General features: G+C 58.7%; 11 protein-coding genes and 2 pseudogenes. 9 read left to right on the top strand and 4 right to left on the bottom strand.

The genetic code is table 11. The features are described from left to right. The first annotated feature begins 12 nt into the window (after nucleotides 1–12). Nucleotides 13–1,158, top strand: coding sequence for a hypothetical protein (locus AC0L3S_RS19170; protein ID WP_473280412.1), 1,146 nt, complete (start codon nucleotides 13–15; stop codon nucleotides 1,156–1,158). A gap of 894 nt (nucleotides 1,159–2,052) precedes the next feature. Here AC0L3S_RS19170 and AC0L3S_RS19165 read toward each other — a convergent pair. After that, on the bottom strand, nucleotides 2,053–2,466 hold the full coding sequence (locus AC0L3S_RS19165; RefSeq protein WP_473280409.1) for an NUDIX domain-containing protein: 414 nt from the start codon (nucleotides 2,464–2,466) through the stop codon (nucleotides 2,053–2,055). A gap of 280 nt (nucleotides 2,467–2,746) precedes the next feature. Then, nucleotides 2,747–3,823 (bottom strand): acyltransferase family protein, encoded by a 1,077-nt coding sequence (locus AC0L3S_RS19160; RefSeq protein WP_473280407.1) that lies wholly within the window; start codon nucleotides 3,821–3,823, stop codon nucleotides 2,747–2,749. A gap of 157 nt (nucleotides 3,824–3,980) precedes the next feature. On the opposite strand from AC0L3S_RS19160, the gene AC0L3S_RS19155 reads away from it, so the two are divergent. Next, nucleotides 3,981–4,115, top strand: a complete 135-nt coding sequence (locus AC0L3S_RS19155) for a hypothetical protein (RefSeq protein WP_473280404.1) — start codon at nucleotides 3,981–3,983, stop codon at nucleotides 4,113–4,115. Between the two features lie 493 nt (nucleotides 4,116–4,608). Here the strand turns inward: AC0L3S_RS19155 and AC0L3S_RS19150 are convergent. Continuing rightward, nucleotides 4,609–4,926: pseudogene (locus AC0L3S_RS19150) on the bottom strand (CoA transferase); the annotation flags it as partial. A 136-nt stretch (nucleotides 4,927–5,062) separates the two neighbouring features. Beyond that, nucleotides 5,063–5,377, bottom strand: a complete 315-nt coding sequence (locus AC0L3S_RS19145; RefSeq protein ID WP_473280401.1) for a hypothetical protein — start codon at nucleotides 5,375–5,377, stop codon at nucleotides 5,063–5,065. A 198-nt stretch (nucleotides 5,378–5,575) separates the two neighbouring features. Here AC0L3S_RS19145 and AC0L3S_RS19140 point away from each other — a divergent pair, with 198 nt between their 5' ends. The 7 genes and pseudogenes from AC0L3S_RS19140 to AC0L3S_RS19110 all read left to right on the top strand — a co-directional run bounded on the left by AC0L3S_RS19140 (nucleotide 5,576) and on the right by AC0L3S_RS19110 (nucleotide 12,877). Then, entirely contained in the window at nucleotides 5,576–7,939 is a 2,364-nt protein-coding gene (locus AC0L3S_RS19140) for an FG-GAP-like repeat-containing protein (RefSeq protein WP_473280397.1), read from the top strand. A gap of 447 nt (nucleotides 7,940–8,386) precedes the next feature. After that, nucleotides 8,387–9,865, top strand: coding sequence for a lipopolysaccharide biosynthesis protein (locus AC0L3S_RS19135; RefSeq protein ID WP_473280394.1), 1,479 nt, complete (start codon nucleotides 8,387–8,389; stop codon nucleotides 9,863–9,865). A 105-nt stretch (nucleotides 9,866–9,970) separates the two neighbouring features. Beyond that, a pseudogene (locus AC0L3S_RS19130) lies at nucleotides 9,971–10,189 on the top strand (transposase); the annotation flags it as partial. Between the two features lie 102 nt (nucleotides 10,190–10,291). Continuing rightward, nucleotides 10,292–10,447 carry a hypothetical protein gene (locus AC0L3S_RS19125; protein WP_473280391.1) on the top strand — a complete coding sequence of 52 codons (156 nt, stop codon included), beginning with the start codon at nucleotides 10,292–10,294 and terminating at the stop codon, nucleotides 10,445–10,447. Nucleotides 10,448–10,868: 421 nt separating this feature from the next. After that, entirely contained in the window at nucleotides 10,869–11,276 is a 408-nt protein-coding gene (locus tag AC0L3S_RS19120; protein ID WP_473280388.1) for a sugar 3,4-ketoisomerase, read from the top strand. Next, complete coding sequence (locus AC0L3S_RS19115) at nucleotides 11,276–11,938, top strand: acetyltransferase (RefSeq protein ID WP_473280386.1); 663 nt, start codon at nucleotides 11,276–11,278, stop codon at nucleotides 11,936–11,938. The genes AC0L3S_RS19120 and AC0L3S_RS19115 overlap by 1 nt, the downstream gene beginning before the upstream one ends. Before the next feature lie 9 nt (nucleotides 11,939–11,947). Beyond that, entirely contained in the window at nucleotides 11,948–12,877 is a 930-nt protein-coding gene (locus AC0L3S_RS19110; RefSeq protein WP_473280383.1) for a glucosyl hydrolase, read from the top strand. Nucleotides 12,878–12,923: the final 46 nt, after the last annotated feature.

Raw genomic sequence — 12,923 nt, 5'->3', positions numbered from 1 at the left:
AGAGATCAACTGATGGCGAAGACGTGGTTAACCAACGCAGCGATAGCGGTTTGGATCTCAGCTAACGCAGTCCTTGTCCTTCTATATGGTCTGCTGGGCACGAAGGGACATGCAGCCATAACGGCGGCTGTGTTGATCGGGCCGGTCGTCGCGATATCGAGGAAATTTCGACCTATCGCGGCCGACTATTTGTTTGCAGCACTAGCAGCGCTCGTGGTGGCTTCAGTTGTCGTGAACGGCAGGACGGGGACGGGTCGCGAGTATGCACTGCTCGCGATTTCTATGGCCTATTATCCGGCGTTCCGCGCCGTGGGTCATCGTTTTGATCCCAAGCGCTTCTCTTATATGACGGCGGCGATCGTCGTGGTGGGGACGCTGCTTACGGCTTGGGCCGTGGTTTACGATCAGAGCGGCGAGTTTAAGCCGCTGGTCTTCGGCTTCAGCGAAGGCCCGACCGTGTTTTCGCTGACTTGGTGCTTCCTGGTCTTTGTTCTCCTTTCGATGAACTTATCGGCGCGTCAATGGCGTGTTGCCGGCGGATTGATCGCCTTGCCGTCGTTCGTGTTTGCCGCCGCAATGGTGCGACACCCTTTCATCGCCTTGGCGCTCAGCTTTGTTGCGTCGGCGATCAAGATAGGCGGTCGGCGACAGATCGCGGCGCTTGGTATAGTATGTCTGACCATTTTCATTGGATTGGCAGCTCGTCCCGCGATGTCCGGCAAGATCATCGGGCTTGTCGTGGAGAATGCCCAAAAGCCGATTGTGGCGTGCGATACCAAGGACACCTTGGCCATTCGAATAATACTCACGAAGGAAGCCTTAAACCTGCTCCCAAAAGCTGGTCTCCTCGGTCAGGGCATAGGAACGTTCGCCCAACGATCCTGCTACAAGGCAGAGCCGCACAACGTTGTACTGCAAGCGGCGGTGGAGGTTGGTGTTTCCGCCGCGCTGATTCTGGTTGTTGTGTTCACTCTGGGATTGATGTCGGCAGGCAGGCAGGCCCGCTTTGATGCCGTCGCATCCTTTGTGTTCGCTGGCCTGGTCTTCGTAGGGATCGAGTTCTTGATGAGCGGCTCGCTGACGAATTCAGCGCTGCTGTTTGGGTTTATGGGGTGGGCGGTCGGGCTGCGCCAAAGTGACGGTCGCGAGATCCGGTGAACCGCAGCCCGCCCTCGGTTCCGTAGCTGCCGCAAAATCAGACAAGCGAACATCGCCCGGCCAGCGATCGACGCTTAGTGCAACGTTGTGACCGCAATGGCAGTAGACCAGGACGTCGCGTGATCCCATCTCGCGCATTTCACCGAACGTGATCTTGAGCGGTCGACCAGTGGCGTCGAAGAGGGCGAGACATGGTGCCATCAAAGGGGCGTCGTAAGTACATCGTGAATTATCGATTTCGAGCAAGAAGTAAGGCCGCCTCAGAGGGCAGAGGGCGGCCTCTTGCATTCACGCCTTGACGCTGGACCGTCGCCTTACGGGCACGGACTTGGATGCGGGTTGCTCGTTGGGGGTGTAAGACACGGGGCATGACGGAAACATTCGACCGACCGCACCTACAATTTCAGATGCTTGCGAAAGTGGAGCAATGTCGAAGTTGCCCCGCCAAATCGATGATTTACGGTACAGTTCAACACCTGCTTGATCTCGCGGACCGCCCCGACCTACCACAACTACTGGCGGTGGATTGTGACTCATTGTGAGCCCTGACGACTCCCCATATTAGTGGCCAGACCATTTCGTATATCGACGAACGCGCATGCCGCCAGCAAAGCGGCATCTGAGAGATCTCGCTAATTATCGCTTCCTAGTAGCTCGGAACGCGCGCGGGCTACCGCTTGTCGTAGGTGGGGGAAAGTCGCTGGAGGGTCCGCCGTTTACCGGACAAGGACGCGTCGAGCCGCGAGGGCGTAATCGCGCATACGAAAGGCACGTCTCTGCGCTGAACACGTCGCTCGCCGTTGCGGATCCGACTTCGATGTCCATTCAGGTCCAGGCGACACCGTAACCTCGCAAGGCAACTCCGGCGCATTGGGGCGAACAATTAGGCCCACACTAAAGGCGCAGTCCAAAGAACTTCAGTGCAGAGTACGCCGACGGCACGAGCTTGCTGGCGATCGTTGAAATCTCTGCTGGATGTATCACAAGCAATGTTCCTTCCGTGACGACCAGCTGTTCGACGGCAACATCGCGAACCACAAAGATTTCTCTGTGCACCGTGCCCCCCTCTACATGGAGGTCGGGTCCGGTTCGCGTTGCCAAATGCACGAACCGATTTGCTGGCAGGTAGCAGCCAATTTCCTCGTGAAGTTCGCGTATGGTGCAGTCAACGAACGATTCGTCGCCTTCGCGGTGTCCGCCGAACAACCTAACTTTCCCTGGATGGAGAATTCCTGGGATGCTGTCGCGCTGCTGCAAAATCAGGCGGGTATCCTCAGCAACGATGATCGCGGCAGTCGCTTCGCGCATGTCGTTCTCACTATATGAGCGAATCGTGGCGAACAATTAGCGCAACTTCTACTTTGGAGGTGACTCGAAAGTGCGGCCAATGGGATGGCAGGGTTCCAATGGTGCCCTAGCCCTCGGGGCAATTCTTGGCAGAATGCCTTGGCTCCGTAGTAACTGCTGAAACCCTCTTTGCTGTTCAAATCAGCCGCATCCTGCTCGCAGGCAGTCTGCGTTTCAACTGTCTTCCAATCTAATTCCCGCGGCTCGCCATTAAGCATGACCGTTAGTACCAATTCCCAGATCATGAGCGGACGACAGCTGAGTTCGTGAGGTCCGGTTGAATCCGAGGTGATGCTTTAATTGAACGGCGAAGGAAGCGCCGCTCAACGAGATAGTAAGACAAGAACCCGGCTAATGTCGTCAGGATGGCTGACACCAGCATGCTCGACCAAAATCCTTCTACCAATCGATTGATGACGATCTGCTGGATTGGGAATGCGTAGATGTAGACTCCGTACGAGATATCGAACCGCCCCCGGATCAGGCGATCGCGAAACGAAGTGCCGATCACAACGGTCAGCATTGCCAGACCGGCAGTGCCCAGTACTTGGCGCTCGACGCCGCGGGTCACGACGAAGCTGAGAAGGGCAATGCCGACCAGATGCCAGCGATAAGGAGTCCAGCAGGCGCGCGTCATCGAGAGCAGCGCGCCCATCGCGAAAGAGACCCCGAACAACGCAAAGAAGCTCGCCGGCACGCCATAGAAACTGAAGTCGGCGTGGGAATAGGCTAGCACCACGATCGCGGCGGCTGATAACCACAACAAGGCTGCGGCTGTCTTCCAGGAGTAGTTCAAGGCGAGCGCGCCGGCGATGACGACGTACCATGCGAACTCGACGGGCAGAGTCCACAAGCTTCCGTTGATCGCGTCCTTGTAGATGAAGTCCGAGAAGACAGTCGGGATCGGCCGCCCCTGGAGCACAGCAAACGAAAGGAAAGTCCCCGCCTGCCATTTGCCAAGTAGGTACGGCAGGAAGTCGGTTTGCGTGAACGCGGCTCCGATCACGTAGACCATGATGAAGCTGCAGACGACCACGCCGGGAAAGATGCGGCGGCAACGCTTGGACATGAATGCCAGGTAGTTCCCGGCGCTGGCATAGCTCTGCGGCATGAAGAAGCCGGAGATGGCAAAGAAAATCGCGACCGCTGCAAAGCCGAGCGTGTCCCAGCTCGGGAGAGTCGGCTCGGGGCGGCCGGACAGCGCGAAATGGTGCGAAAACAGCACCATGAATGCCGCAAAGTGGCGGATCGGATCGAAGCAGTTAGTTTTGTGTTCCAGAGCCCGTGCTAGCTCCCCAGGCGGGACATAGCACCACAACTCACGATGGAGTCAACCGACGGTAGTTGCAACTTGCGTCGCATGCGCCGCATTTTGGCCCCCGACCCCGCCAAACTCGTCTTATCTCCATCGGAACTTTTAGCGGATGATGGATGGCCGGCGCGGACAAGCGGCGGCTGCACCGAGCACCGCTGCGATGGTCGCCAAGTGGGCGCAGTTGCCGCCAAAGGATCAGGCGATCGTGACGGCCGAGATCAAGCTCATCCTGGCGCAGCGTGCCAATGACGCGGCGGCGCAGGATCCACCGCAAGCGCACCCGGCAGCCGGCTGATGTCGCATAGCAGGCGGCTGAGGCGTTATAATTTGAAGAGATCAGCAGGCTACGCCCGCCGGTTCACGCTGGCGGGCTGCTCTGCTAGCCTAGCCGTGTGATCGGTGCCCCCGATCGTTAAAATCAGTCAAGAACTCCCGCCGGCTATCACAAGGTCGGCGGGTTTTCTTTAGAGCTGCACGATGACAGAATGACAATGGCCAGGATCGGGGTGGCATGTCCAATGGGAGCGATCCCTAAAACCGCCCGGCGAGCGCATCTGCTCGTGTTGAGCTCCTGGCCACTCAGATCAACGCCAAATTGCGTCAATCGACCGGCTGGTCCAGCGGGTACTTCCTGGCCAGCCGATCAAGAGATTCATGCGTCTCGGCGTCAGTGAGCTCGCGGACCCCCAAAATTCGAGGCTCTGATCGTTTGCGGTAAATTTCGCTGTGGTCTCGCCAGATCTCAGCAGTCGGACCGCGCAAACCGCGGAGCCACACTAAGCAAGCCATTTTTTCTTCACGGCGGGGCGAAAATTCTCCACCACGACGTCGGCCTTGTCGGCGAGGCGCTTGGACACGGCGAGCCCGCGCTCGTCCTTCAGGTTCAGCGTCATCGCCCGCTTGTTGCGATGCAAATTCTGGAAGTCGGAGCCCCGCCGCGGCCCGCCCGGCTGCTCGCCGCCGGCATCCTCGGTGAGCGCGTCGATCTTGATCACGTTGGCGCCCCAGTCCGCGAGCTGCCGTACGCAGGTGGGCCCAGACCGGACGCGGGTCAGATCGAGCACGGTAAAGCGCGACAGGGCTTCCGAGGCATGCGGAAAGGGCATCTTGATGGGCTCCGGGACAAATTGCGGGCCTACCATAGTGCCGAAAGACCATGCGGCAAGACATCACGCGGCAGGTCTGGGCCGCGCGGATGCCGCCTGTCGAAATGCAATACTTGGAGGGGGCGTCCGCGAACGATCAGCGCGCCAGCTGCCTCAGCTCGGCGCGCGCCTGCTCGGCCAGCGGGTCATCGCCGTGGCGCGCAATGAACAGCTCGAACGCCTCCCGCGTTCCCTTGCGACGGGCGGATTCGTACTCCTCCGCGACCGCAGCCGAGGGGTCGCGGGCCATTGGGACGGAGGGCGCGCGCCCCGCTGTGCCGCCTTGCTTGCCGCTCTCATCCGCATTGGCTTTGCCGACCATGATAGGCAGTCCTCCGAAGGGTGGATGGCCCGGCCCGGCGAGCGCCATCAGGGCGCCGAACAGGCCGGCCGAGAGGGAACGTAGTTTCATGATTTCACTCGCAACACGGCAGCTGGTCGGAACCGACATCCCTGTTCTGGCCCGTATGACTACGGGATTTGATGGCTAACGCGGCCTCATAGAAGGAGTTCGGATGTCTCGCCAAAATTAAACCAAACGTTTAACTCTCAAGCTAGAATCACCTCTCGCGCCCCGAATCGAACGGGGTTTGCTGCTTCGGAGATTCCCTTGGCCACCGCTGTCAACGCCAGTGCAACCAACAACGCCGAAATCGACGGCCTGCTGTCGGGCTACAAATGGTCCGGCGCGATCACCTACAGCTTTCCCGACTCCCCCAGCGACTACTCCGGTCCTTACTCCGGCGGCAGCAGTGAGCCGACGACGTCGGGTTTTGCCTCGGCGCCGAGTCAGATGCAGGCGGCGATCAATTACGCGATCGGACTGATCCTCGGCTACACCAACGCCAACATCCAGTACGCAGGGACGAACGGCGCCGACATCATGGTCGCGCAGTCGCCAGCGGCCAATCCGACATCCTACGCCTATTATCCCGGCAACTACGCGTCCGGCGGCGACGTGTGGTTCGGAACCGCCTACAACTATTCGCTGGCTGCGCTCGGCAACTACTATTTCACGACTGCATTGCACGAGCTCGGACACGCCTTTGGCCTGAAGCACAGTCAGGAAACGGGCGGCGTCGCCAACGTCGCGGTGCCGAGCGCGCATGACGACAGCGAATACACCGTCATGAGCTATCGCAGCTATGTCGGTGCTTCGACGACGAGCGGCTACACCAACGAGGCCTATGGATATCCGCAGACCTATATGGCCAACGATATCCTCGCGCTGCAGACGATGTACGGCGCGAACTACACCACCCAGGGTGGGACCACCGTCTATACATGGAGCCCGACCACCGGACAGGAGTTCATCAACGGCGCCGGCCAGCCGGCCGACAATGGCGGTGCCGGTGGCTCGGCCAATCGCATCTACGAGACGATCTGGGATGGTGGCGGCGTCGATACCTATGACCTTTCGAACTACACGACGAACCTGAGCATCAACCTCAATCCAGGTGCTTCGTCCCTGTTCTCGTCGGTTCAACTGGCCAATCTCGGAAACGGCCATTACGCGTCGGGCAACGTCTACAATTCCTATCTCAACAACGACGACGGCCGTTCCTACATCGACAACGCCATCGGCGGCTCCGGCAACGACACGATCATCGGCAATGCCATCGCCAACGTACTGAACGGCGGCTCCGGCAACGATACGATCACCGGCGGCGGCGGCAACGACACCATTATTGGCGGCTTGGGCACCGACACGGCGGTGTATTCGGGCAACGAAGCCAACTACGTTATTTCCTACAATTCGACCACGCAAACATTCACCGTCACCGACCAGCGTTCCGGCACGCCCGAAGGCACTGACACACTGACGGGAGTCGAGTATTTTCAGTTCGCCGATGGCGCTGCGGCGAGTTCCGACTTCACCGGCGGAATCACGCCTGTCGTCAGTCACCTCACGACCCATGCGCCGGACTTCAACGGTGATGGCAAGACCGACCTGTTGATTCTCAATGATGGGGTTTTGGGTGTCGCAGTCTGGGAGCTGAGCGGCACCCAGGTGCTGGCCAACCCGCAAGTCGGGACCATGGGGGCCGGCTTTCATCTTGCCAAGGAGGGTGATTTCAACGGCGACGGCAAGGCCGATCTGCTCATGCTCAACAACAGCACGCATGATGCTCAGGTCTGGCTCATGAACGGCGCACAGGTCGGTGCCGCCGGGACGGTTGGCACGATCAGTGCTTTCGCAGGGTGGGGCTATGCCGACGTCGGGGATTTCAACGGCGACGGCAAGTCCGATCTGCTGCTCCTCAATAGCGTCAATAACGGGGTTGCGGTCTGGGAGCTCAATGGCGCCGCGGTCATCTCTAACCCGCAGGTTGGCACCATGGCGTCCGGCTTTCATTTCGCCAAAGAGGGCGATTTCAATGGCGATGGCAAGACCGACTTATTGATGCTCAACGACACCACGCACGACCTCCAAGTCTGGCTGATGAACGGCACCCAAGTCGTCAGCCAGACGACGATCGGCACAATCAGTGCCTCCGCCGGATGGCGCTTTGCCGACGTCGGTGATTTCGATGGGGACGGCAAGACGGATCTACTGTTGGTCAATGACAGCACGCACGGCGTGGCCGTCTGGCTTATGAACGGGACACAGGTGACAGCCAACCCGCAGATCAGCACGATCAGCGCCTCAGCCGGCTGGCGCTTCGCCGACATCGGCGACTTCAACGGCGACGGCAGATCCGATCTCATGCTGCTCAACGACAACACGCATGGTGTTGCCGTCTGGGAGTTGAACGGCACCCAGATCATCGCTAATCCCCAAGTAGGGGCTGCGGCCTCGGGCGATACCTATGCCCGATTGGAGGACATCAACGGTGACCACAAGTCCGACATCCTGTTCCAGAACAACACGACGCATGTCCTCACGGCATGGGAGATGAACGGTACCCAGATCGCGCTGAACGCCCAGATCGGTGCGGTCAATGCGGCTGGTGGCTGGCATCTCGTCACCTGAGCTAGTTCGTGCGACACGCGTGCTCGCTTGCACCATGGAAGTCAGCCCAGCGGACAGCGCTGCGCAGTTCAGCTGGAGACATTCGGGCATTCGGCGCGTCTGGCAATAGTCATAATGGCCGGCCTTGCGTTCGCCGCGCAAGCCAATGCGCCGGGCTCCAAGTTGAAGGGTGTCATCGCATTGGCGATACGAGGACTGCCTTTTGAGTTAAACGGGACAGGACCCTTGCTGGACTAAGATCAGCGGACGGCTTGGCTCCAGTTTGAGCTCCCGTGAAACCTTCGTGATGTCGCGCCGTCGATTTATCTCCTGCGAATTGAGACGACACACTCACAGCTAAGAGGTGAAGGCTTGAACGTCCCTCCTGGACAAACTAACACGGCAGATCCGGCCGGGCGTGGTGGCGTCAGTCGTCTCAGGCGGCTCGTTGGTGGCTGGTCGGCAAATATGGTGCAGGTTCTGTTGAGTCTTTCTCAGCAGCTCTTCCTGATTCCGGCATTCCTGCACTTCTGGACGGGAGATATCCTGGCGGCTTGGCTTGCCGTCTATGCGGCCGGAAGTCTCGTCGTTGTTGCCGACGCGGGATTGCAGTTGCGCGCCGTCAACCGCTTTCTCGCCTTCAAATCTTGCGTAGATTGCGATGGAAGGACGGCAAGCTTTTATGCTGGTATGTTGCGGATCTATCTCTGCGTTGCCGTGGTGCTGGGTGTTTTGCTGATCGGGACCGCGCAGCTCTGGCCGCCCTCAGTGGTGCTCGGGTTTGAAGCGACTGCAACCTTTGATTCCGCACTACTCGTGATGACCGTGGGGATGCTGGTGACGGTGCCCGCTAATCTGGCGTTAGGCCTTTATCGGGTGCGCGGACAATATAGTCGGTCGGTCTGGCAGCAGAATGCAGCGCTCATGCTCGGCCAGATTGCGCAGGTGGTCGCGATTGCGGTTTTCGGCAGTCTGCTCTCCGTGGCGGTCGCCTTTGTTTCGGCGCAGATTCTTTTTGCGTTTTTTCTATTCGTGTTTGATACGCCGCGTCTGTTTCCTTTTCTACTTGGTGGCCGCGGACGGTGGGGGTTGCCCCGATCGTGGCGGTGGAATCTTGGACAACTTAGCCTCGCGCTTCCCTTTGCGGCCGGCAGCTTCACGGAGCTGGCACTCGTCAACCTGCCGGTATTGCTGGTGAGCTCACTCGTCACCGATCGGTTGGCAGTGGCCCAGTGGGGCCTGACCAGGGTGATAGCAAGTATGGTACGAGGGCTCTGCCAGCAGGTGAGCATGCCGCTTGCCGCCGAGCTCGGCCATGACTACGCGATGGGTGACAAGGAGCGGCTGCGCCGGCTTTACGCCCATGGATCAGTCTTCATTACGGTTATCGCCAGCCTGATCGTCGGGGGACTGCTGCCGTTCTGGCCCGATTTTTTCGCGCTCTGGACGCACGGCAGCGTCCCCTATGATGCGCCGCTCGCGATCACGCTGTTGCTCGGTTCCGCCGCAGTCGCGCCCTCTCTGCTAGCCCTGGTCTTTGCCTATCATAGTAATCGCGGTGATCTGTTGGTCCGTACCAAGGGGCTGCAGCTTGTCATTTTCCTGGTGCTGTCCTTTGTTCTGATCCCGAAGCTCGGGCCGCTCGGGGCGGCGGTTGCCATCGTCGCAAGTGATCTCGCCATTCAATTCGGTCTGCTTGCGCTCATGATCATGAGCCAAACCCTGCAACACCCGCTTCGCCACGGCGCTTTCGTAATCTTCGCAGCCGCCGCCATCGTGTTGTCGGGGTGGGGCATCGGCATTGCGGTCGCGGTGGTAGTGCCGGGGAGCGGGCTTGCACATTTTCTGATCGAATGCATGGTTTGGCTGATTTTGGTCGGCTTGCTGGCGAGCCCCCTCCTGAGCAAGGGGTTTCGCGAGCACCTGATGGGCCTTATTCCGAGTTAGTGATCGCCTTAGGGTCTGCACTCAATAGGAATTCCATCTGAAATTAGATTGCGATTCAAGCTTCTCAGTGGAAGGGAGGCTTGAATGGCAAAGCAGGTCTACTGACTCAGCGATGCGGAATGGCGGATTGAGCCGTTGTTGCCGCGAGGGCGCAAGGGAGCGCATCGGGTCGATGATAGACCCGTGATCAGCTGCATTATGCACATGCTAAAATCTGGTTCGCGTTGGCGCGATTGCCCGGATGTCTACGGCCCCTACACGACGGTCCACAACCGCTTCAACGGCTTGAGCCGACGGAGGATTTGGACGGGCATTTTTCGCGCTGACCGGATAGTCTGGCATGTACGGACCGATATCGGTGGATTCCAGCTGCTATACGATGAGGCGTGCCAAGCGAGACGAGCTTGCCGCGCATCTGAACTTCAGGTGATCCAGACCGCCATCAACTATCCGACGGCGCTGCCCCTGCTTCCAGCCTATCAGCGATTCGAGCAGCATAGCGCTATCTCGCTGCCGATGTTCGCGGGAATCGCCCGCCCGCAACTGAAGGTGGTGCTGGGGGTGCTCGACTTTCCGGCCTGACAGTTGCGCCCAGTCGCGGAGGCGCACCGCTCCGGCGTTTGGAAAGCTCGCCTCGTCCGCAAGAAGGCGATCGACAAATTAAGGCTTGATCTAAAAACGAAGTCTTCCCCTCGCTCAGGGCTGTGGGGTACCTAGTCAGAATAAAGAGTCGGGGCGGCGCCATACGCCGCAACGCAAGGTTGCCAATCTGGTCCCTTTCGGGTATCGACAGTCCAGCCGTGTTGGCCGGAGCGATGAATTCAAGTGTCGCAATTCCGTTCCTGGCCTGCTACGAGACGATTCTTGATCCGGGCGGTAGTCAGTCCCGTTGCGGAACGGTCATTTAGTCGGCTGTTCCAGCACTCAAGCTACCCGCGTTGACCCCGACATGAAACTTTGCAAAGGTCGAATCCTTCGATTTCCACCTGAGATTTGCGGCGCTATGAAGGTCACATTTGTCGATTTCGATCGTCACGGAGACGAGCGTGGAATGTTGGTCGCTCTCGAAGAACAGCGCAATATTCCATTCACGATCCGTCGCGTGTACTACTTGCTGGACACGAAGCTCCACGTTCGCCGCGGCTACCACGCGCACCGTCAGCTGAAACAGATCATGCTGGCGGTCTCAGGAAGCGTCAAAATTCACCTGGATAATGGGCATGAAACCGCCGAAGTATCGCTCGATAATCCTTACCAAGGCCTGCTCCTGGAAAGCATGGTCTGGCGTGAAATGTTCGACTTTAGCCGTGACTGCGTACTGATGGTGCTAGCCGATCGCCTTTACGATCCAGCAGATTACATTCGCGACTACCAGGAGTTCTGTACGCTCGCGAAACAGGAGGGAAAGTGATGAAGCGTCTCGTCATCGTCGGAGCGGGTGAATTCGCTGAGATCGCGTTTCAATATTTCTCTCACGACACGGATTACGAGGTTGCAGCTTTTTCAGTCGATGCTGAGTACATCAAGAACCCTGAACTTGAGGGGCTTCCGATCGTTCCCTATGGCGAGCTGATGGATCGATATCCGCCCAGCGGTTATGAGCTATTCGTTGCGATTCCCTCCACCCAGCTGAACCGCGTGCGGACTCGCTTCTACAACGATGCCAAACAAAAGGGATACCGGTTGGCGACCTACATTAGTTCTCGTGCTTTCGTATGGCGCAACGCCAAGATCGGAGAAAATACCTTCATTTTTGAAAACAATGTGATTCAGCCTTTTGTGACAGTCGGTAACAACTGTGTGCTGTGGAGCGGCAATCATATCGGTCATCGGACTGTAATCAACGACAACGTGTTTATTACGTCTCACGCCGTCATTTCCGGTTATTGCAACATCGGTGAGAGCTCGTTCATTGGCGTCAACGCGACCATCAATGACCACGTCACCATCGCACCGCGTTGTGTGATCGGATCCGGTTCGCTAATCGCGAAGGATACCGAGGCGGACAAGATCTATGCGAGCGCGCCCGCGCGTGCCGTTCCGGGCAAATCGAGCCAAGATACCGAAACCTGAGCGGCCAAAATGTTCAGCTGGGAGAAGGAAGGGCTGGTCTTTCGGACGTCCGAGCACAGCGCCGGGAGTTGGATGGCGAATTCTGCACTGACGCCAACGCCCATGCGCCTGAATGACAGCACAATTCGTGTCTACTCGGGGTTCAGGGACGGCGAGGGCGTGAGCCGCATCGGCTATGTGGATGTGCTTGTCGAGGCTGCGACTAGGGTCGTCGGGGTGTCTCGACGTCCGGTTTTGGACATCGGCCGGAACGGCTGTTTCGACGACAACGGAGTCATTCTCGGAGATGTCATTGTAGCGGCGGACGGCATCTACATGTTCTATGTCGGGTTTCAACTGGTCGCTAAGGCCAAATTCCTAGCCTTTACGGGACTGGCAAAGTCGACGGACGGAGGGGAGAGCTTTAGTAGAATCTCAGAGGGGCCGATCCTCGATCGGGGGCCAGGGCAGACCACGATCGGCGCGGTGCATTCCGTGATGTTCGAGCAGGGGCTGTGGAAGATGTGGTACGCTTGCGGCGACGACTGGGAGTACGTTGGCGGAAAGCCGTATCCGCAATACCACATCCGCTATGTCGAGACGACCGATCTGATGGCTATACCGCGGGTCGGGCGGGAATGTCTGAAGCCGAGGGGCAACGAGTATCGGATCGGACGGCCGCGCGTCTACAGAGTGGGGGGGAAATACGTTATGTACTTCACCTATGGAACCACTTCGGGCGACTATTTGCCTGGCATTGCCTATTCGGTTGACGGAATCGAATGGGTCCGTAAAGACGAGGACGTGGGCATCACCTTGAGCCCCTCGGGTTGGGATTCACGCACCTTGTGCTATCCCGCTTTGATTCAGCATCGGGACGACGTTCTGATGTTCTACAACGGGAACGACATGGGCGCTGACGGCGTCGGCCTCGCGCGTGCCAAGGGCGCGCTCGACTAGGCCCATTGGATAGAGCGAATGATTTGCGTTCGATCATACTCGGCTC

It is taken from the genome of Bradyrhizobium sp. Ken01, from assembly GCF_055807355.1.
Note: the sequence above shows the minus strand (reverse complement) of the source record. Positions and strands in the feature narration are given on the sequence as shown.